This window comes from Nocardia sp. CA-145437 (genome assembly GCF_050956485.1).
Classification (GTDB): domain Bacteria; phylum Actinomycetota; class Actinomycetes; order Mycobacteriales; family Mycobacteriaceae; genus Nocardia.
The window spans coordinates 1,454,987-1,475,008 of sequence record NZ_CP191204.1 but is presented as its reverse complement, the minus strand read 5'-3'; the positions used below and the strand labels follow the sequence as shown (position 1 = coordinate 1,475,008).

General features: G+C 68.6%; 16 protein-coding genes and 1 pseudogene. 8 read left to right on the top strand and 9 right to left on the bottom strand.

From position 1 onward, the window contains the following. Positions 1-17: 17 nt before the first annotated feature. Positions 18-1,238 carry a serine hydrolase domain-containing protein gene (locus tag ACQPYY_RS06475; RefSeq protein ID WP_379100504.1) on the bottom strand — a complete coding sequence of 407 codons (1,221 nt, stop codon included), beginning with the start codon at positions 1,236-1,238 and terminating at the stop codon, positions 18-20. A 172-nt stretch (positions 1,239-1,410) separates the two neighbouring features. On the opposite strand from ACQPYY_RS06475, the gene ACQPYY_RS06470 reads away from it, so the two are divergent. Both ACQPYY_RS06470 and ACQPYY_RS06465 read left to right on the top strand, forming a co-directional pair. Continuing rightward, positions 1,411-2,649, top strand: coding sequence for an MFS transporter (locus tag ACQPYY_RS06470; RefSeq protein ID WP_433593068.1), 1,239 nt, complete (start codon positions 1,411-1,413; stop codon positions 2,647-2,649). Beyond that, the gene (locus ACQPYY_RS06465; protein ID WP_433593067.1) at positions 2,646-3,848 is read left to right on the top strand and encodes an amidohydrolase; all 1,203 of its coding nucleotides are present in this window, start codon (positions 2,646-2,648) and stop codon (positions 3,846-3,848) included. Before ACQPYY_RS06470 ends, ACQPYY_RS06465 begins: the two co-directional genes overlap by 4 nt. A 65-nt stretch (positions 3,849-3,913) precedes the next feature. Here the strand turns inward: ACQPYY_RS06465 and ACQPYY_RS06460 are convergent, their stop codons facing one another. From ACQPYY_RS06460 to ACQPYY_RS06435, 6 genes and pseudogenes are all read right to left on the bottom strand, one after another. Beyond that, entirely contained in the window at positions 3,914-4,957 is a 1,044-nt protein-coding gene (locus tag ACQPYY_RS06460) for a 2Fe-2S iron-sulfur cluster-binding protein (RefSeq protein WP_433593066.1), read from the bottom strand. Continuing rightward, positions 4,954-5,843, bottom strand: a pseudogene (locus ACQPYY_RS06455) (SDR family NAD(P)-dependent oxidoreductase). Before ACQPYY_RS06455 ends, ACQPYY_RS06460 begins: the two are co-directional and overlap by 4 nt. Further along, the gene (locus ACQPYY_RS06450; RefSeq protein ID WP_433593065.1) at positions 5,840-7,411 is read right to left on the bottom strand and encodes a flavin-containing monooxygenase; all 1,572 of its coding nucleotides are present in this window, start codon (positions 7,409-7,411) and stop codon (positions 5,840-5,842) included. The pseudogene ACQPYY_RS06455 and the gene ACQPYY_RS06450 overlap by 4 nt, the downstream one beginning before the upstream one ends. A gap of 16 nt (positions 7,412-7,427) precedes the next feature. Continuing rightward, a complete protein-coding gene (locus ACQPYY_RS06445; protein WP_433593064.1) occupies positions 7,428-8,309 on the bottom strand; it encodes a metal-dependent hydrolase in 882 nt (293 codons plus the stop codon). 31 nt (positions 8,310-8,340) lie between these two features. After that, positions 8,341-9,198 (bottom strand): metal-dependent hydrolase, encoded by an 858-nt coding sequence (locus ACQPYY_RS06440; protein ID WP_433593063.1) that lies wholly within the window; start codon positions 9,196-9,198, stop codon positions 8,341-8,343. Between the two features lie 103 nt (positions 9,199-9,301). After that, complete coding sequence (locus ACQPYY_RS06435; RefSeq protein WP_379100487.1) at positions 9,302-9,844, bottom strand: TetR/AcrR family transcriptional regulator; 543 nt, start codon at positions 9,842-9,844, stop codon at positions 9,302-9,304. A 208-nt stretch (positions 9,845-10,052) separates the two neighbouring features. On the opposite strand from ACQPYY_RS06435, the gene ACQPYY_RS06430 reads away from it, so the two are divergent. The 3 genes from ACQPYY_RS06430 (at position 10,053) to ACQPYY_RS06420 (ending at position 14,323) form a co-directional block, all read left to right on the top strand. Continuing rightward, positions 10,053-11,741: a SulP family inorganic anion transporter gene (locus ACQPYY_RS06430; protein ID WP_433593062.1), complete on the top strand. Its 1,689-nt coding sequence runs from the start codon at positions 10,053-10,055 to the stop codon at positions 11,739-11,741. A 12-nt stretch (positions 11,742-11,753) separates the two neighbouring features. Further along, positions 11,754-13,553, top strand: coding sequence for an alkyl/aryl-sulfatase (locus tag ACQPYY_RS06425; RefSeq protein ID WP_433593061.1), 1,800 nt, complete (start codon positions 11,754-11,756; stop codon positions 13,551-13,553). A gap of 95 nt (positions 13,554-13,648) precedes the next feature. Next, complete coding sequence (locus ACQPYY_RS06420) at positions 13,649-14,323, top strand: hypothetical protein (RefSeq protein ID WP_433593060.1); 675 nt, start codon at positions 13,649-13,651, stop codon at positions 14,321-14,323. A 7-nt stretch (positions 14,324-14,330) separates the two neighbouring features. Here the strand turns inward: ACQPYY_RS06420 and ACQPYY_RS06415 are convergent, their stop codons facing one another. Further along, on the bottom strand, positions 14,331-14,954 hold the full coding sequence (locus tag ACQPYY_RS06415; RefSeq protein ID WP_433593059.1) for a TetR/AcrR family transcriptional regulator: 624 nt from the start codon (positions 14,952-14,954) through the stop codon (positions 14,331-14,333). Between the two features lie 131 nt (positions 14,955-15,085). Here ACQPYY_RS06415 and ACQPYY_RS06410 point away from each other — a divergent pair, with 131 nt between their 5' ends. Next, positions 15,086-15,949 carry an oxygenase MpaB family protein gene (locus ACQPYY_RS06410; protein ID WP_433593058.1) on the top strand — a complete coding sequence of 288 codons (864 nt, stop codon included), beginning with the start codon at positions 15,086-15,088 and terminating at the stop codon, positions 15,947-15,949. On the opposite strand, the gene ACQPYY_RS06405 is transcribed toward ACQPYY_RS06410, so the two are convergent. Beyond that, entirely contained in the window at positions 15,942-17,150 is a 1,209-nt protein-coding gene (locus ACQPYY_RS06405) for a cytochrome P450 (protein ID WP_433593057.1), read from the bottom strand. The genes ACQPYY_RS06410 and ACQPYY_RS06405 overlap by 8 nt on opposite strands. A gap of 188 nt (positions 17,151-17,338) precedes the next feature. On the opposite strand from ACQPYY_RS06405, the gene ACQPYY_RS06400 reads away from it, so the two are divergent. After that, positions 17,339-18,961 (top strand): GMC oxidoreductase, encoded by a 1,623-nt coding sequence (locus tag ACQPYY_RS06400; protein WP_433594580.1) that lies wholly within the window; start codon positions 17,339-17,341, stop codon positions 18,959-18,961. 22 nt (positions 18,962-18,983) lie between these two features. Further along, on the top strand, positions 18,984-19,853 hold the full coding sequence (locus tag ACQPYY_RS06395) for an SDR family NAD(P)-dependent oxidoreductase (protein WP_433593056.1): 870 nt from the start codon (positions 18,984-18,986) through the stop codon (positions 19,851-19,853). The last annotated feature ends 169 nt before the right edge of the window (positions 19,854-20,022 follow it).

Genomic DNA, 20,022 nt, shown 5'->3' with positions numbered 1-20,022 from the left:
CGGCCGGTACATCCGGATCAACGAGCGGCGGACCGCTGTGGTTCAGTGCGCGTGCGCGTTCGGCGTGTCGAGGAGTCGAACACCGCGCGGGCCAGGCGTAGGCAGCGCCGGTCGCCATTGAGGGTGAGACCCAGCCGATTGGGGACGTAGGCGAAGGAGAGCCCGGTCGCCGGATCAGCGAAACCGAGCGAACCACCCATTCCGGGCGTGCCGTAGGCGCGGTGGTCGGATGAGCCGAAGGGGAAGGCGGGACACGACTTCCGGAAGCCCAGGTGGAATCGGGTCGGAGTACGCAGCACGGCATCCGGGGCGGGCACCGGGCCCGGGTCGGCGATGCGGGCCCGCACCTCCGGCGCGATCGGCAACTCGCCGGTTTGGCCCGCCGCGTAGATGCGGGCCAGGCCGCGCGCCGAGCCGACGCCATTGCTGCCGGGCAACTCGACCGACATGATCTCGGGGCGCACGAAATCCTCGGGCATGCCCAGGTCCGGAACCGACAGGGCGCGGAAGAGCTGACCGCGGCGCAACAGCGCCGGAATCGCCTGATTCCACGGCAGGTTCCGCTCGTGCCGCAGGTCCAGGCCGGTGGTGCGGGTCAGGCGGGCGATCCGGTCACCGCCCAGGTCCGCGTCCAGGCCGAGGGTGACATCGACGCCCAGCGGACCGGAGATCTCCTCGGTGAGGAAGGTCCGGATGCTGCGCCCGGCCGGGTCCGCGCGACGAACCAGTTCATTGAGATACAGCCCGATACTGACCGGGTGGTAGCCCTGCCGGGTGCCCGGCGTCCACCCGGGGCGCTGAGCCGCCAGCACCGCGGCCACACCGTCCAGATCGTGCAGGTCGTCGAGGGTCATCCGGGTGTCGCGCAGGATGTGCAGGCCCACCTGATGGTCGATGAGCTGGCGGACGGTCACCGCATCCTTGCCGTGGGCCGCGAATTCCGGCCAGTACCGCACCACGGGCTCGTCGTAGTCCAGCTGCCCGCGCGAGACGAGCATGGCCAGGATCAGCGCCGCGACGCCCTTCGTGCACGAGAAGACGGGCGCGATGGTGTCGCGCTCCCACGGGAGTCCGCGCACCGGGTCGCGCGGGCCGCCCCACAGGTCCACCACGGGGGTGTCGCCGTCGAAGACCGCGACCGCCGCGCCGATCTCGCCGTGCCGGAAATTGCGGCGGAAGGCGTCGGCGACCCGGCCGTAGCCCTCGGCCACGTACCCGTGCGTCATCGTCTCGCTCATCGTCGGCGAGCCTACGGGGACCGGCTTTCGGGCCGGTAGCGGCACCGGCGGGTCAGCCGCCGCCGGGTCGGCCGCGGGGCCCGGTTCGTATGGCAGTATCGGGCAAATCGCCCCTATTCTCGGATTCGGGGGCCACTGTGGCATGCAGCCACTCCCGTCGTGAAGGGGCCTGATGCCACGCACCACGCGGATAACCGTCATGCTGCTGTTCGCGGCCTGGGTTGTCGACTACATCGATCGGACCGTGATCAATTTCGCGCTGCCGTCGATCGGCGAGGACCTGGGGCTGGACCACACGCAGCAGGGGCTGTTGGTGTCGGTGTTCTTCGTCGCGTACGCGATCATCCAGGTGCCCGGGGGTCTGCTCGCGGATCGGTACGGGGCGCTGCGGGTGGGGATCATCGGATTGACCGCGTGGTCGGTCTTCACCGGGTTGACCGCGCTCGCCTGGTCGTTCAGCGTGCTGCTCGCGATTCGATTCCTGTTCGGTCTGGTGCAGGGCGTGTTCCCGGCGGCGGCCATCAAGGCGCTCGCCGAACGCAGCCATCCCGATCAGCGCACCACGGCCGCCGGCTGGACCAACTCGTCCAACGCGGCGGGCCTGCTGCTGGCGGCGGTGATCGCGGGCGTCCTGTTGCCTACGGTGGGCTGGCGGGTCATGTTCGCGGTCATCTCGGTGCTCGGGGTGGCGGTCATCCTGGCCTGGCGGCGGTGGATGCCGGAACCGCTGACCCAGGACGAGATTCCGGTCGCGCCCGCCGGGCCCGCGGCCGAACGCCGCTCGGTGCTGTTCTCCCCCGCGCTGCTCGGCTTCGCGGTCATGTTCTTCGGCTACGACGTGCTGGTGTGGGGCGTGACCGCATGGACGCCGACCTTCCTGCACGAGCAGCGCGGAATCTCCATGGCGGGCATCGCTTTCGCGGCGGTGCCGACCACGCTGGCCGCGGCGGCCGGGGTGGTACTGGGGGCGCGGCTCTCGGATCGGCTCGGCGGACGGCCACGGGTGATCGTGGTGCCCGCCATGGCGTTCACCGCCGCCATGCTCTTCGCGCTGCCGCGGGCCGAGTCGTTCCCGCTGTTCGTGCTGCTGGGGGTGGTGATGAGCCTGGTCGCGGGGCTGGCCTACATGCCCGCGTTCTCGGTGCCGCTGCGGGCGCTGCCCAGCGTCTACATCGGGGCGGCCACCGGCGTGATCATCTTCGGCGGGCAGCTGGCGGGCGTGGCGAGCCCGCTCGCCTTCGGGTTCATCACCGATCATGTCTCGTACACAACGGCTTTCGAAACCATGGCCATCGGGCCGCTGCTGGCACTGCTGGCGGCGCTGGTGGTTCCGCAAACCGCCGACGCGTTCCGGACGATGGTGTCCCGGCGCGCCGCGGCGGCCGTCCCGTCGAAGGAGCGTCTCCCATGATCGAGCACTGGCAGCAGGTCTACCGGCATCTGCACGCCCACCCCGAGCTGTCGGGTGAGGAGCGGGCCACGGCGCGACTGGTGGCCGACGAGCTGCGCGCGCTGCCCGGCTGGGAGGTGACCGAGAACGTCGGCGGCACCGGCGTCGTCGGGGTGCTGCACAGCGGGCCCGGGCCGGTGGTGTGGCTGCGCGCGGACATGGACGGCCTGCCGGTACAGGAGGAGACCGGCCTCGACTACGCCTCGACCGTCCCCGGGGTCATGCATGCCTGCGGCCACGATGTGCACGTCACCGCGCTACTGGGCGCGTGCGCGGAACTGTCCGCGAATCCGCTGCCCGGCACCGTGGTCGCGCTGTTCCAGCCCGCCGAGGAGACCGGCGCGGGCGCGCAGAGCATGCTCAACGACGGTCTGCTGGACCGGTTTCCGGCGCCGCGCATCGTGCTCGGCCAGCATGTCGGCCCGCTGCCCGCGGGGCTGATCCTGAGCCGCCCCGGCACCCTGATGGCCGCCTCCGACTCGGTGCGCATCACCTTCCTCGGCAAGGGCGGCCACGCCTCCCAGCCGCACACCGCCGTCGACCCGCTGCTCATGGCGGCGACATTCGTGGTGCGCATGCAGGGGCTGACCGCCCGCCAGACCGCCACCGCCGCAACGCCGGTCCTCACCGCCGGGGCGCTGCACGCGGGCACCCGCCCCAATATCATCGCCGACAGCTCCGAGGTCCTGCTCAGCCTGCGCACCTTCACCGACGGCTCCCGCGCCCGCATGATCGAGGGCATCCAGCGCCTCGCCGAGGCCGAGGCCGCCGCCGCGGGCGCACCCCAGGAACCGAAAGTCGAGTTCTACGACCACTTCCCGGTCACCGAGAACACCCCCGGCGACACCGAGCGCGTCCTGGCCGCCCTCGCCGCCGCGAGCCTGCCCGTCATGCCCATGGAGAACCCCATCACCGGCAGCGAGGATTTCGGCGCCTTCGGCGCCGCCGCCGAGGTCCCCTCCGTCTTCTGGCACATCGGCGGCATGGACCCCGCCCGCTTCACCCAGGACGACCTCCATTACATGCTCACCGAATCCGCCCTCCCGCCCCACTACCCCTCGAACCACTCCCCCCGCTTCGCCCCCGACCCCGCCCAGGCCCTCCCGGCCGCCATCACCACCATGGTGACGGCGGCCCGCTCCGAACTCACCCGCCCGTAACGACGCGCGCCCGGTATCCACTCAGCCTGTGCGGCACGGGATACCGGGCTGATTCCGGTCGCGGGTCACGGCTCGAAGGAGATGTGCAGGTCGTCGGATTCGGGGAGGGTTTGGCAGGCGAGGGTTTGACCCTGGGCCAGTTCCTCCTCGATGAGGGATTCGTTCCGGAGCATGCGGGTGCGGCCTTGTTTGACGGTGCAGACGCAGGTGGCGCAGGCGGATTCGCGGCAGACGTAGGGGGCGTCTATGCCGTGGTCGAGGAGGACGTCGAGGAGTTTCTGGGTGCGGGGCCAAGGGAGGGTGTGGGATTCGCCGTCGATGTCGACTCGAACGGTGGCGGCGGTGGGGTCGACAGGTTGTGGGGCGGCCGCGAGTGGGGTGTGGTGTTCGAACGGGTTGTCGGTCAGTGAACGGTAGTCCTCGCGGCGGATGGCTCGGTCGGGGATGCGGAGTCGGCCCAGGCCCTGGCGGACCGTCGAGGCGAATCCGGCTGGGCCGCAGAGGTATACGTCGTGGCGCCGGTAGGGCCGGGCCCACGTTGCGAGGGCTCGGGCAGTGGGGAGGCCGCGGTCGGATTCGAGCCAGTGGGTCACCGTGAGGCGGCGAGGGTGGCGGCGGGTCAGGTCGTGCAACTGGGAGCCGAAGATGACGGAGGCGCGGTCGCGGTTGGCGTACAGGAGGACGATGTCGCCACGGCCCAGGGTGAGGGCGGATTTCAGGATGGAGATGATGGGGGTGATGCCGCTGCCGGCGGCGCAGAGCAGGAGATCGCGGGTCCAGGTGCGGGGGACGAAGACGCCGGCGGGTTCGAGCACGGTGAGAATGTCGCCGGGAGAGACGTTGTCGCACAGCCAGTTCGAGGCATAGCCGCCGGGTGTGCGTTTGACGGTGACGGTGGGCCGGTCGTCGCAGTGGGGGCTGCTGGACAGGGAGTAGCAGCGGGCCACGGAGCCGGTGCGGTCGCTGGGGACGCGCAAGGTCAGATACTGGCCCGGGGAATAGGCGAAGCGAGGGGTGAGGTCGGTGGGGATATCGAAGATCAGCGAGACCGCGTCGGCGGTCTCGCTGATGACTTCACGCACCTTCAGCTGGTGGGCGCGAGCGGTCACGGCGCTCTCCTGCCGAAGACCAGCTCACCGGCCGCCTGGATGCGGTCCATCGACAGGGCCTGGGTCATCCGGCGATTCACGCCCGGCGCCAGCCGCAGCATGAAGTAGCCCAGCCACGCCTCGGTGCGGACCGGGACCACCGCCAGGTCGTAGCGGATCGAGCGGACCACGGCGCGCGCCACCAGATCGGGGCTCATCGGCGAGAACGGCAGGCGTTCGGCCAGCTCCTGGAGCTGCGCGGTGAGCTGCTGCCCGCGCTCCACCAGCCGCGGATCCACTCCCACCGCGGTGGCGTGCCGGGCGATATCGGTATTGATCACGCCCGGGCAGATCGCGCTCACCCCTATGCCTTTCGGCGCGAACTCCAGCCGCAGGCATTCGGTGAGCATCTTGACCCCGGCCTTGGACACCGAGTACGCCGACATGACCGGCGTGGGGGTGAACGCGGCCGCGGAGGCGATGTTCACGATGTGCCCGCGCTTGCCCTCGTCGATCATGAGCCGCCCGAACGACCGGCAGCCGTGCACCACCCCGAGCAGGTTCACGTCCAGCTGCCGTTCCCAGTCGTCGGGTTCGAGATCCAGGAACGCCCCGCTGACCAGGATTCCGGCATTGTTGACCAGCACGTCCGGCACCCCGTGATCGGCGTGCACGTCCCGGGCGAAAGCCGCCCAGGCGTGCGGATCGGTCACGTCGAGCTGGGCGGCGACCGCAGGCCGGCCCTCGGCCTGGATGAGCGCCACCGTCGAGAGCGCCGCGTCCTTGTCGATATCGGAGACGATCACCTGGGATCCCCCGCGCGCGAACCGCAGTGCCGTCGCCCGCCGATCCCGCTGCCCGCGCCGGTGACCACCACCAGCTTCGGATCGATGGCATTGAGTTTCACGAGACCTCCTCCGAGAGCGCGACCGTCCGGGCCGCGACCGGCGCACCCACCGTGTAGCGGTAGACGTCCAGATCGAAATGCCGGTTCTGCCAGTACATCTCGCCGTGCGTGGACGGCCGGAACGGCGAATCGCCGTGATTGTCGAGGTAGTAGGTATTGGAGCCCTCGCACACCGGCGTGAACAAGAAGTTCTTCCGCTGCCTGCGCAGGCACTGCCGGAAGTACTCGTCGTGCACCTCCTGCCGGATCTCGACCTCCGTGGTGCCGCGCGCCTCGGACTCGGCGATGACCCGCGCCAGATGGGCCGAGGTGGCCTCGATCATCCAGATGTAGGAACCCAGCACGAACCCGTACGGCCCGGTGATGGTGAACGAGTTCGGGTATCCGGGCACCGAAACACCCTGGTAGGACTGATATCGGTGCTCGTCCCAGAATTTCTCGAGATCCTGCCCGCCACGCCCGCGCACCGGGAACGGCGGGATCGAACCCTTCTCCCACAGCTTGAAGCCGGTGGCGCAGACGAGCACGTCGACCTCGTGCTCGGTCCCGTCCACGGTGACCACCCCGCGCTCGGTGATCCGCGCGATGGAGTCGGTGACCAGGCTGACGTCGGACCGGTTGAAGGTCCGCAGGTAGTCATTGGACATGGACGGCCGCTTGCAGCCCAATCCGTAACGCGGCGTGAGCTTTTCCCGCAGCTCCGCATCATGGACCTGGGACCGCATCCAGCGGCGGATCGGCACCTCGGCGGCCCGGCGCACGGTCGAGGTCAGCCAGGCCGGTCCGGCCACCATGCCGCTCATGGCGACCTCGGTCCCGAGATTGCCCGCCAGCCGCAGGGCGGTGCGGATCCGGGTATTGCCCAGCATCATCCGCCCGAGCGGTCCGACCTCGGCGTCGTTCTTCGGGAACACCCAGATGGGCGTCCGCTGGAACACGGTCAGGTGCTCGGTCTCGTCCACGATCGCCGGAATCAGTTGCAGCGCTGTGGCTCCGGTGCCGATGACCGCCACCCGCTTCCCGGCCAGGGAGACATCGTGATCCCACAGCGCCGTGTGCACCAGTGTCCCGCCGAAGTCGTCGAGTCCCGGGATGTCGGGCATCTTGGGCCGTTCCAGCCCACCGATCGCCAGCACGATGTACCGCGCGGTGAGCTTCTCCCCGCCGTCGGTGCGCAAGCGCCACAGACTGTTCCGGTCGTCGAAGTCGGCCGCCATGATGGTGGTGTTCAGCCGCAGTTTCTCCCGCAGCCCGTACTTGTCGACCATGCCCTCGGCGTAGTCCCGCAGTTCGGTGCCGGGAGCGAAGATCCGCGACCAGTCCCCGCGCTGCTCGTAGGAGAAGCTGTAGATGAACGACGGAATGTCGACCGCCACACCGGGATAGGTGTTGGCGTGCCAGGTGCCGCCGACCCGATCCCATTTATCCACGATCACGAAGTCGTGGATTCCCCTCCGTTGCAGTGCGATCCCGCTGCCGATGCCCCCGAATCCGGCGCCGACCACGATGACCTCGTGATCGGGCCGGACGGCGGACGGCGCACCCGTGCCACCGCGCTGTGTTGCCATGTCGATCTCCTCCGGCTCAGCCGATGCGGTCGGACAGTTCGCCGTCCGCGCCGAAGAGCTCTCGCTGCCATTGCGCGAGCAGCCCATCGGTGTCGATGTCGTCGGGATGGAAGCCCGGCCGCATATAGGGCCGCATCTCCTTCAGCAGGCCCTTCACGATGGGCCCGCGCGCCAGCCGCACCGTCTGCCGCGCCACCTGCCACGGCCGCCAACTGCGCGGATCGCCGACGATCGAGGCGAGGACGCCGAGCGACACCACCGGGATGGTGAACACGTACATCCCCGCCATCACCCCGATCCGCACGACCTCGGTCCCGCCGGTCGCCCGGAAGACGTCGAACGCCACCGACTTGTGCTCGAGCTCTTCGAAGGCGTGCCAGTTCAGCAGATGCCACACCTCCGGATCCCCCGGAATGTCCTGGATCTCCTGGCTGCTCAGAATGCGTTTGGCCAGTGTGGCCGTGTAATGCTCGGCCGCGGCCGTGAACGCCAGATGCACCTCCGGCGGCACCGCGTTCTCGATCGCCATCACCCCGCGTTCGCGCAGCGCGCCGGGTGCGAAGGTGAACAACCGCACGATCGGGAAGCCGTTCTCGACGAGCTGCTCGTTCAACCGCCGATGCTGCTGCCCGTGCACGGCTTCCTGCCCGATGAATCCGGCCACCCGCTTCCTGAGCACGGGATCGGTGATCTGCCCGGAGAATTTGCGCACCGAGCGGATGAACGATTCCTCCCCCGGCGGGAAGGCGCCGGAGAGCACGGCGATCAAATGCGTCAAAGGGATGTCGCCCCGGACGAATTGGTGCGCCATCGGCTCGGGGTCGCCGAACCGGAAACGCATGCGCCGCACCTTCGGGTAGGGCATGAGGGACGCGGAGTCCTGCCGACCGATCGTCATTGGCCGGTCCTTTCTGGCAATGGAGTTGTGACTACTTGAGGTGGTCGACGAGCTGGCCGTCGTCGCCGAAAAGCTCCGACTGCCAACGGGACAGCAGGGCGGAGGTGTCGATGTCGTCGGGGTGGAAGCCGGGGCGCAGATACTTGCCCAGCTCCGGCATGAGCCGGTGGAAGACCGGACCGGTGAACAGCCGATACGCCTCGCGCGCAACGCGGATCGGCTGCTGCCGCGCGACCGGATCGCGCCCGACGGCCAGCGCCAGCGTCACATAGGTCAGCGGCAGCGTGAGCGAGTACATGGCGAGCATGACCGCGATGCGGGTGCGCTCGCTGCCGCCGACCGCACGGAAGACGTCGAAGGCCACCGACTTGTGCTCGAGTTCTTCCAGCGCATGCCAATTCAGCAGATTCCAGACTTCCGGATCGCCGGGAATCGCCTGGATCTCCTCGCTGGACAGAATGCGCTGCGCCAGGACCGCCGTGTAGTGCTCGGCTGCCGCCGTCATGGCCAGGTGCACCTCGGGCGACACCCGCTCCTCGATCCACCGCATACGCTCGACGGCCCGCGGCGAGTCCAGCCAGGCGATGGGATAGCCCAGCTCGACCAGCTTGTCGTTGAGTTTGCGATGCTCGAGGCCGTGCATGGCCTCCTGCCCGACGAAGCCGGTCACCCGCTTCTTCAGCACCGGGTCGGTGACCCGGTCGGCCACCCGGCGGACCGAGCGGATGAAGGACTCCTCCCCCGCCGGGAAGCCGCCGGACATGCCGGCCACGAAATGGCTGTAGACCATGTCGTTCTCGACGAAGTACTTGTCGCCGGAAGCGCGATCGAATCGGAACCTGATACGGCGGGCCCGGGGATAGGTCTGCGCCGGAAGGGTATTCGCCATCTGGACCATCCTTGATGCGACACGAAGTACCTAGTACCGCGTGTTCGATAGAGCAAGTGTAGGACTGTCCCAGACAGTAGACAAGGGCGCGTTCCGGCCGGTTTCAGCGAATGAAGCGCTCCACCATCCGCCGCTCGCTCGCGGCGTCGGCCAGCGGCCAGGTCAGCAGCGAGAGCACGATGCGCACAATCCATTGCACCGCTTCGTCATCCGGCGCCACGCCGGTGAGCAGGGTCGCGATCCGCCCCAGCTCCGGCGAGCTGGCGAACGCGCCGTCACTGCCGCCCGCCCGGGTGCCGGCGAACCCCTTGGCCAGCACCGGATCCGAACGCACCGCCGCCACCGACGCCAGGATGGCCTCCACGATCCGCCGCGAGCCCTCGTAGCGCCGCACGGTCGCGGCCACCCGCTCGGCGACCCCCACCGCCGACTTGGCCATGACCGCGTCGAACAGCGCCGCCTTGCCCGGGAAGTGCCGATAGAGAGTTGCCCGTGAGCAGCCGACCGCCGCCGCCACGTCGTCCATGCCCACCCGGTCGAAGCCACGGGTCTGGAACAGTTCCGAGGCGACCGCGACGATCCGATCCGAGGCGACCGACCGCCGCACCCCGCCCGTCAGCCAATCCACGCGCTGCTCGGCCACCATGCCCACTCCTCACCGGTGAAGATCAGGTCTCATCCTGAGACGTACGTCCGGATTCGTCCAGGGGGCAGTTCTGAGCAACAGACCGGTATCAATTTGCCGGAAGTTCGCCCGGTCTATGTAAGGCTGTTCGCGGACGCGGTGCGCCGCGTTCTACTTGATCTGGGTTCCAGCTTGTCTACGGCTGATCGGGCAGCGAGGAGACACACGCGTGGGCACAAGCGTGACGAACATTCGGCAACGCATCGGCAAACCAACAGCCAAGGACGTCACCGCCGGAATGGCGACCGGTCTGTTCAGCATCCCCGAGGGGATGGCCTACGCCTCCATCGCCGGATTCAATCCGGTGGCCGGACTCTACGCCGGCGTGGTGCCGCCCATCCTGGGCTCGCTCACCGCCTCCACCGTCCTCATGGTCACCACCCTGACCAGCGCGATCGCCCTCACCGGCCAATCCGCCATCGCCACCGCCGGACTCGATCCGCACGACGCGGGCAATCTGGCCGCGCTGACCCTGCTGGTCGGCGTGGTCATGGTGTGCATGGGCGTGCTGCGCCTGGGCGTGGTCATGAGCTTCGTGTCCAACGCCGTCATGGTCGGCTTCTCCACCGGCATCGCCCTGCAGATCATGACCGGCGTATTCAAGGACGCCACCGGCTACAAGCCGCCCGGGCACAACAAGCTTGTGCAGGTATGGAATTGGCTCACCGGCATCGGGCACTGGCAGTCCTCGGCCACCTGGGTCGCCGTCGGCACCATCCTGGTCTGGGCGGTCGCCAGGCTGATACCCAGGATCGAGGCCCTGGCCCTGCTGGTCGCCATGGTGGTGGTCAGCGTGGCGGTCGCGATCCTGGGCACCGACGTCGAACTCGTCTCCGATATCGCGAGCATCCCCGGCGCGCTGCCCGGGCTGTCCCTGCCGAACTGGGATGCCATGCCGCACTTGGCCGCCGGCGCGCTGTCGGTGGCGCTGGTCGCGCTGGCCCAGGCCGCCAGTGTCGCGCCGTCCATGCCCAACCCGGACGGCAGCCGATCGAGCGTCAACGCCGACTTCACCGCCCAGGGCATCGCCAATCTGGGCGGCGGCCTGTTCTCCTCGCTGCCGTCGGGCGGCTCGCTGTCCCGGACCGGCGTCGCGGCCGGGGTCGGGGCCCGAACCCGCTGGGCCGGCATCATTTCCGGCATCTTCCTGGCGCTGGTGGTGGTCATCTGCGGCAGCCTGGCCGAGCGCATCCCGATGCCGGTGATCGGCGGACTCATCCTGGTCGTCGGCGGCGAGCTGATCTGGGGCAAGGTCAAGGACATCACGCTGGTGGCCCGCACGTCGATGCTGTCCACCGCCGCCATGATCGCCACCTTCGCGGCCACCACCCAGCTGCCGTTGCAGCAGGCCATCGTGATCGGCGCGATGCTGTCGCTGCTGCTGTACTGCGTGCAGGCGGCGGGCCAGATCCAACTGGTCGGACTGACCCGCGACGAGGCGGGCAAATGGTTCACCGCCCCCGTGCCGAAAGCCCTTCCGCCCGGCGAGGTCACCGTCCTCGACTACCGCGGCAGCAGCTTCTTCGCCGAACTACCCCGCCTGGAAGCCGCCCTGCCCGACGTCTCCGGAGCCCGCAACGCGGTGCTGGTGCTGGTCCTGCGCGCCATGCCCGACATCCCCTCCTCCGCCATCCTGCGCTTGCTCGAACGCTACAACCGCGAATTGCACAACGCCGGTGGGCGACTCGTGCTCGCGGGCGTGCGACCGGAGCTGGCGCGGGTCCTGCAACACACCGGGCTCACCGATGAGCTCGGCGTCGACGGCATCGTCGGGTCCGAGCCCGAGATCTTCGGGCCGGTCGCCAAGGCCGTCGACCTCGGAACGAACTGGATCGACAGTCGGAAAACCCAACAGTGAGGTGGCAGCACGATGACAGCAGCACCCGTCGACCGCACCGATTTCGACAACGCCGAGCGCGGGTTCATCGCCCGTCTGATACCGGGTGTGATTCCGGCGAAGAACGGCGGCACGGCGTACGACGCCGACTCCTTCGACTTCCTGAAGGGCGAGGGCTCGGACACCGTCCCGCCCAGCCTGTGGCGGCAGTCCCAGCTCACCGCCATCCACGGCCTGTACGAGGTGTGCGAGGGCGTGTATCAGGTTCGCGGCCTGGACATCTCGAACATGACCCTGATCGAGTCCGACAACGGCGTGATCGTCGTCGACCCGCTGGTCAGCACGGAGACCGCGGCCGCCGCGCTGGGGCTCTACCGCGCGAATCGCGGCGACCGCGAGGTGCGGGCGGTGATCTACACCCACCCGCACGCGGACCACTTCGGCGGCGTGCTCGGCGTGGTCGCCCCGGACACCACGGTGCCGATCATCGCGCCCGAGCATTTCATGGAACACGCCATCTCCGAGAACGTGTACGCCGGCACGGCCATGTTGCGCCGCGGCATGTACTACTCCGGCGCGAACCTGCAGCGTAACCCCGAGGGCGTGGTCGGCATGGGCCTGGGCCCGATCGCGTCGGCGGGTGAATTCGGTTTGCTGCCACCGACCCTCGACATCACCGCGACCGGGCAGGAGGAGGAGATCGACGGCGTGCGGTTCATCTTCCAGATGACACCGGGCACCGAGGCCCCCGCCGAGATGAACTTCCTGCTCCCGGACCGCAACGCGCTGTGCATGGCCGAGAACGCCTGCCACACCCTGCACAACATCCTGACCCTGCGCGGCGCTCAGGTTCGGGACTCGCGCATGTGGTCGCGCTACATCGCCGAGGCCATCGAATTGTTCGCCGACCGCGCCGACGTCGTCTTCGCCTCGCATCACTGGCCGACCTGGGGCCGGGAGAACCTCGTCGAGTTCCTGACCCAGCAGCGCGACACCTACGCCTACCTGCACGACCAGACCGTGCGCCGGATGAACCAGGGCGAGACCGGCAGCGAGATCGCCGAGGACTTCCCGCTCGCGCCGGATCTGGCGGCGCAGTGGAACAACCGGGGCTACTACGGCTCGATCAGCCACGACGTGAAGGCCATCTACCAGCGCTATCTCGGCTGGTACGACGCCAACCCGGCACACCTGTGGATGCATCCGCCACAGGAGCAGGCCAACCGGTACGTGCAGCTGCTCGGCGGTGTCGACGCGACCGTGGCCAAGGTGAAGGAGTTCGCGAGCTCTGGCGACCTGCGGTTCGCGGCGGAACTGGGCAGTCACGCGGTCTTCGCCGACCCGTCCCACGCCGAGGCGAAGAAGGCGCTCGCCTCGATCCTGGAACGCCTGGCCTACGGTGCCGAAAACGCCACCTGGCGTAACTGTTTCCTCACCGGCGCGTTCGAATTGCGCAACCCCATCCCCCACACCCTGCTCGCGCCCAGCCCCGAGATGGCGAAGGCGATGAGTATCACCCAGCTGTTCGACACCCTGTCGCTCAATGTCGTGGGCGAGCGGGCCTGGTCCGAAAAATTCAGCATCAGCTGGCATTTCACCGACAGCGGCGAGAACTACCGCATGGAGCTGAGCCACGGGGCGCTGATCCACTACCCGACGACCCGGGACCACACCTCGGATCTGGATGTCACGCTCACCAAGCTCGGCCTGTTGCAGCTGATCGGCACCGGCTCGTTCGACAACGTCCAGGCCGAGGGCGATACGACGGTGTGGAAGCGGCTCACCGGACTGCTCGACAAATCCAACCCTGATTTCGCGATCGTCACGCCCTGACGCCGCACCTGTCCGGATCGCATCACCCAGTGCCGACGCGGTCCGGACGGCGCTCTCCCCCAACCGGATTCAACCGACTGACGAGGAACGAGGACATGAGCTCGACGGTACCGACCACGCGGGGGCCCGGCCGCATGGCCTCGATCGAGGCCATGGGCTTCACCGGAATCGTATTCGCGGTGCTCACCCTGATCGGGGTGGAGATGCTGCGCGGCATGCCCGGCTGGAGCGCCGATCACGCGACCGTGGAACAGTGGCTCTCCCAGTCCGGCAATCGCACCCGGCTCACCGCCGTCGTGCTGATCATGGTGGTGGCCTCGATCGCGCTGCTGTGGTTCATCGGCACCCTCCGCCGCCGCCTCGGCGCCGGCGAGGACCAGCTGTTCGCCACCGTCTTCCTGGGCAGCGGAGTGCTTCTCATCGGCCTGCTGCTGACGTCCGTGGCCGCCTTCGCGGTGCCGGCCACCCTCGCCCAGCACGTGAACCCCGCGACCGCCGCGGACGCCTACCCGGCCAGTCACGGCCTGGGGACGATCCTGATCACCGTCATCGCGCCCCGCCTGTCCGCGGTCTTCATGCTCTCCCTGGCCAATCTCGGCCGCATCACCCGCGCGCTCCCGCGCTGGCTGACCCTGATGTCCACGGCGGCAGCGCTTTTCATGCTGATCGCGGTGACCACCGAGATCCGCATCGCGTGGGTCCTGCCCGCGTGGGCGCTGATCGTCGGCATCTATATCGTCTCGCGGCGCAAGCACTTGGCCGCGGAGTGAACGCGGATCAGGGGGCGGTCAGCAACGGCTGGAGGTAGCGGACGGCGTAGGCGCGCAGCCGCTCCTCGGAGTCCAGCAGCGGCGGGGCGTCCGGCGTCAGCACCAGCGAGTGGATCAGCCGCACGATGGTGGTGGCGTAGAACTCCGCCTGCTCGTCCCCGGTCAGCCCCAGCTCGACCCGGCCCGCGCTCACCTGCGCGGTCACGAACGCCGTCGCGATGCGCAGGATCTCACCCGCCTCGAGGGTGAGCCAGCCCAGCACCTCGTCGCGGTCCACGGCGAACAGCCGCCGCAGCAGCGGATGATCGCGCAGGGCGGTGACGGTGATGATGAACCCGCGTGTGTGTCGTTCCAGCGGATCGGCGATATCTCCGATGGCTTGTTCGATCTCGGCCAGGGTGCGGCGCACCTCGTGGGCGAGCGCGGCCCGGGTGATCTCCTCCCGGCCGCCCATCCGCCGATAGAGCGTGGCCCGGTTCACCCCGGCTCGCTTGGCGATGTCGTCGGCGCTGGTCCGGCGGATGCCGACCAGCGAGAACTGCTCCAGGGCAGCCTCTTTGATGCGCGTGTCCACGGCATCGTCGGGTTCGACGGCCGTGAGCAGGGCCTGCAACGAAAAGGGTGATTCCACCGGGCACACCTCCTGACCGGATTCTAGCCGGATGCGACAGTACGACAAATTTCGTCGCATAGTCTTGCGACAAAGAGAGTGAATATGTTGCACTCTTCGGCAGGAGTTCCCAATGATGTGGAGGCCATGCCATGAGCAGCGCAGCAGCGAACGAACAGCCGACGACCTCGCCCCCGCGCGCACCGCTGGGCCCCGGCTCACTGCTGTGGGAGTACTTCGGCGACCATCGCCTCAAGCTGTTCTTCGGGCGCTCCGGCACCTTGCAGAACATGCACCCCGCCGTTTCCGCGGCGCTGCAACAGCATTCGAACTTCTTCGACGACCCGTGGGACCGGCTGCTGCGCTCGGTGCCGCGCATCGAGGACTCCGTCTACGACCCGCCCGAGTCCGCCGCGGCCGTGCGAGTCCGCGACTACCACCGCGACATCAAGGGCGTCGACCACCACGGACAGCGGTATCACGCGCTGAATCCCGACATCTTCTGGTGGACGCACGTCACGTTCGTCGAGGCCGTCATGGCCATGAACGAGCACTTCGGCACCCCCCTGACCGGCGATCAGAAGCAGCAGCTCTGGGCCGAGGGCGTCACCTGGTGGGAGCGCTATGGGCTCTCGGCGCAGCCGGTGTTCGGGACTTACGAAGAGTTCCAGGCGTATTGGGAGCACATGCTCGCCGACGAGCTGGAGGCCAACGAGACCACCGACTTCGCGCTGCGGGCGGCCGGCATCCCGATTCCCCCGGTGCCGGGGGTGCCGAGCTGGGCGTGGGCGGTGATCCGGCGGCCCTTCATGGCATTCAATGTCTGGCTGCTCGCCGCGATAATGCCCGAGCGCGGCCGCGAGATCCTGGGCATCGACTGGAATCGGCTCGACGAGTTCGGTTTCCGGGTCTTCGCGGGCACGGTCCGGACGGCGTGGCCGCTGCTCCCCCGGCCACTGCGCTACGACCGGCGCGTCTACCGCAAGATCCGGGCCGCCGAGCAGGGCCTCATCTAGGGGTCGCTCGCGCCCCCAGCTCGACGGGCATGGAGCGGTAGGCGTGCAGGTTGCGCAGGGGGTGCGGGATCGGCGGCCCGTCCAGACGCAGATCCGGGTACCGATCGAAGAGCGCGGGCAGCGCGATGCCGCCTTCCAGCCGGGCGAGCCGGGATCCCAGGCACCCGTGGATCCCGCTGCCGAACGCGAGATGTTCGGCGGCATTTTCCCTGGTCACGTCGAATCGATGCGGGTCGGGGAAGACCGCTGGGTCGTGGTTGGCTCCGGCCAACGACAGCAGGACGAGGGAACCCGCCGGGATCCGCTGATGATCGATGTCCACGTCATGGTTCGCGACCCGGCCGGTCATCCGCACCGGTCCGTCGTAGCGCAGGATCTCCTCGATCGCGTTGCGCCACCGCCACGGTTCGGCGGCCAGCAGTTCCAGCTGATCGGGATGGCCGGCGAGCAGGGCGATCCCATTGCCGAGCATATTCACCGTGGTCAGGAATCCGGCGTCCAGCAGCAGGGCCGCGTTGGCCACCTGCTCGCGGCGGGTGAGGGCGTCATCGGCCGCCAGCATGCCGAGCACGTCGTCGCGCGGTTCGTTCTCGAGTTCATCGAACTGCCGCTCGAAGTAGTGTTTGACCTCCACCAGGTCCTCGACGGCGTCGCGGTAGGTGCTCCAGGCCAGCCCGCGTTCGAGCAGCGGCGCGCCGGAGTCGCCCCACTTCAGCAGGGTCGAATGCATATCGGGGGGCAGCCCGAGCATTTCGGCGATGATGGTGACGGGAATCCGCGCGGAGAAATCGCCGATCAGATCGGGTCGAGGCGTCGATTCCAGGCGGTCGATCAGCTCATCCGCCACTTCGGCGACTCGCTGCTCGAGCGCCGCGATCGCCTTCGGGCCGAAGGCCTGCCCGATGGTGCGCCGATACCGGGTGTGGTCCGGCGGATCGGTGACCAGCATCGAGGGCGGTTCCCCCAGGTTCGGAAGTCCCGGATCCGTTCTGGCCAGCAGCCAGCGGATCGGCTTGGGCAGACCCGGATGATTCGGCGAGACCACGCCGAAGCTGCGGTCGCGCAGGATGAGCCGGCACACTTCGTAATCGGCGGTGATGTGCACACCCGACATCCGGGGAATCGTGCCCCGCTGCCGGATCTCCTCGATGTACGGCGACGAGCCGAGCAGGCCGTCCGGTCCGAGGGAGAGCTTTCCCAAGGGCTCACCTCGACGCGCCGACCACCGAGCGAAGGTCCGCAAAAGGCCGTGCATCAGCAGCCACCGAGTCCATGTGCGAGTCGCCATCTGTCACCTCACCGCCCCCTGGCCTGCCCCTTATGATAGTGATTCGCTATGGGATTGCCAGGGGTGCTGGAATGACAGACGGATCGGGCGAGCGAACCACCATGGACAGGCGCTGTTTCCTCGCGAGCGTCGGGTCGGCCGCAGCGTTGCTGGGCCTCGCGGGAACGGGTGCGGCCACGTCCGTCGCACGGGCGGACATTCCCGGCCAGAGCCCGAAGACGCCGATCTACCGCACGCTGGTGCCGGAGATCTTCGCGCCGCTGCCGGATCCGGCCGATCACGTCCCCGCGATCGTCGTCGGATCCGGATTCGGGGCGGCGGTCACCGCACTGCGCCTGGCGCAGGCCGGGATCGACGTCGCGGTGCTCGAGCGCGGATCGCGCTGGCCGAACGATGTGTGGCGCTCCATCTTCGCCGTCGACACGATCCCCGACGGCCGCGGCTTCTGGCATCGGACCACCTTCACCGGGGCGAACCGGATCCCGGTGGCGGTCGACTCGTTCGGCGGAGTCCTCGACGTGAGCGTCTACCCGGGCATCGACGTGTGGCGCGCGGCGTGTGTCGGCGGCGGCTCGGTGGTGTTCACCGGGGTGATGATCGAGCCGGAAGAGCGGTTCTTCGAACAGGTGTTCCGGGGCGTGGTCGACTACCGCGAGATGCACGACGTCTACTACCCCAGGGTTCGAGAGATGTTGCGGCCCAGCCCGATACCGGACGACATCTACCGCTCCCCCGCGTTCGCGCACTCCCGCGCGTGGGACGAACAGGCCCGCGCGGCCGGCTACGCCCCGCAGCCCATCGACGGCACCTGGCGGTGGGACGTGATTCGCGACGAGCTGGCCGGGCGATCGCTGCGGTCGGCGACGGTGGGCTGTTCCGACCTCGGCAACTCCAACGGAGCGAAATTCGATCTGAACCAGAACTATCTGCGCTGGGCCGAGGACACCGGTCACGCCCGGATCTACCCGGGTCATCGCGTGGACGCCATCGCCGCGGAGCCCGGCCGCCATGCCGTCACCGTGACCAAACTGGCCCCTACCGGTGAAGTCCTCCGCACCCGGACGCTGACCTGCGACATGTTGTTCCTGGCCGCCGGCTCCGTCGGCACCTCCGAGCTGCTGGTGCGGGCGCGGGCGAGCGGCGCGCTGCCGAACCTGAACGAGCACATCGGCGAGGGCTGGGGCGGCAATGGCGATGTCGCCCTGGCTCGGCCGCTCACCACGCTCGAAGTGGGCACGCAGGGCACGCCTTCCGCGAGCCGGATTCTGGACGAAGCGGGTGCGCCCGTATCCCTGGAGAGCTGGTTCATCCCGGGCTCCACGCCCTTCGACATCGGACTGCTCGGATCGCTGGGCATGGTGCTCGACGACACCCGCGGCCGGTTCGTCTGCGCGGACGACGGGCGCGTGGACCTGCTGTGGCCGGCTGACGGCGCCGCCGGTTACCTCGCCCGAGCCCGCGAGGTCAACGACACCATGACCTGCCACTGCGAGCAGATCGTCCGATCCGACCTGGAAGCGAACGCCTCGATCACCGCGCACCCGTTGGGCGGCGCGGTAATCGGACGCGCGACAGACGAATACGGCCGGGTGCGTGGCTACCGGAACCTCTATGTCATGGATGGGGCGGCGGTGCCGGGCAGCACCGGAACGGTCAACCCTTCACTGACGATCGCCGCGCTGGCGGAGCGCAATATCGAGCGGATCATCGGTTCCGGGGGATAGCGCCGAGGGATACAGTCGACGGGTGGACGAGACTCCGGTCCCACACCGTCGGCGCTCACGCACCGAGCGGGTGGCGATCCGGCTGCTGTACCCGACCTTCCGGCCCGCCGAGGAGTCGTTGCGGACGGCTGTCACCGGCAAAGTCGTCCTGGTGACAGGGGCCTCGCACGGCATCGGCAGGGCCAGTGCGCGCAAGCTGGCCGCGGCGGGCGCGGAAGTGCTGCTGGTGGCGCGTTCACAGCCCGAACTGGAACAGCTGGCCGCCGAGATCACGACCGCGGGCGGCATCGCCCTCGTCTACCCGACCGACCTGACCGACATGCGGGCCGTGGGCCTGCTCGGTGAGCAACTGCTGGCCGAGCACGGGCACATCGATGTGGTGATCAGCAACGCGGGCAAGTCGATTCGGCGCCCGATCGCCGAGTCCTACAACCGTTTCCACGATTTCACCCGCACCATCGACATCAACTACCTCGGCCCGGTGCGGCTGCTGCTGACCCTGCTGCCGGCCATGCGCGCCCGCGGGCAGGGACACATCGTGAACGTCTCCACCTGGGGTGTGCTCATGCCGCCGAGTCCGCGCTGGTCGGCCTACGGCGCCTCGAAAGCGGCCTTCGACGTCTGGCTGCGCAGCGTGGCCGCGGAGATCGCGGGCGATGGCATCACCACCACCTCGATCTACATGCCACTGGTCCACACCAGGATGAGCGCCCCCACCGACTTCCACCGGATCCCCGCCCTGTCCGTCGACGAGGCCTCCGACCTCATCGCGCACGCCGTCACCGCCCGACCCGGTGAGGTGGCGCCCTGGTGGGCGGTCCGGGTCCAGGCCTGGTCCGCCGTCCACCGCTACCAGGTCCGGCGCTTCATGGAGCATCGACTCCAACGCTGAACGAATAGAGATGGATTCGGTGGTCCGATCGAAGACCAAATGTCGCCGAATCGTTGCTATCGACCGAATCTACGCCCTTCGAACCAGAACCGATCGCGGCGCTGGTTCGTATACAGCTATGACCGCTGGGCATATACTGGCGGCGGTCGGGGTTTTGCAGTAGATAATG

Excerpts from the sequence above, each read along its gene's own strand:
- ACQPYY_RS06475 (WP_379100504.1), bottom strand. The coding sequence starts at position 1,238 with ATGAGCGAGACGATGACGCACGGGTACGTGGCCGAGGGCTACGGCCGG.
- ACQPYY_RS06440 (WP_433593063.1), bottom strand. The coding sequence starts at position 9,198 with ATGGCGAATACCCTTCCGGCGCAGACCTATCCCCGGGCCCGCCGTATC.
- ACQPYY_RS06400 (WP_433594580.1), top strand. The coding sequence starts at position 17,339 with ATGGACAGGCGCTGTTTCCTCGCGAGCGTCGGGTCGGCCGCAGCGTTG.
- ACQPYY_RS06425 (WP_433593061.1), top strand. The coding sequence starts at position 11,754 with ATGACAGCAGCACCCGTCGACCGCACCGATTTCGACAACGCCGAGCGC.
- ACQPYY_RS06445 (WP_433593064.1), bottom strand. The coding sequence starts at position 8,309 with ATGACGATCGGTCGGCAGGACTCCGCGTCCCTCATGCCCTACCCGAAG.
- ACQPYY_RS06470 (WP_433593068.1), top strand. The coding sequence starts at position 1,411 with ATGCCACGCACCACGCGGATAACCGTCATGCTGCTGTTCGCGGCCTGG.
- ACQPYY_RS06450 (WP_433593065.1), bottom strand. The coding sequence starts at position 7,411 with ATGGCAACACAGCGCGGTGGCACGGGTGCGCCGTCCGCCGTCCGGCCC.
- ACQPYY_RS06410 (WP_433593058.1), top strand. The coding sequence starts at position 15,086 with ATGAGCAGCGCAGCAGCGAACGAACAGCCGACGACCTCGCCCCCGCGC.
- ACQPYY_RS06435 (WP_379100487.1), bottom strand. The coding sequence starts at position 9,844 with ATGGTGGCCGAGCAGCGCGTGGATTGGCTGACGGGCGGGGTGCGGCGG.
- ACQPYY_RS06465 (WP_433593067.1), top strand. The coding sequence starts at position 2,646 with ATGATCGAGCACTGGCAGCAGGTCTACCGGCATCTGCACGCCCACCCC.
- ACQPYY_RS06420 (WP_433593060.1), top strand. The coding sequence starts at position 13,649 with ATGAGCTCGACGGTACCGACCACGCGGGGGCCCGGCCGCATGGCCTCG.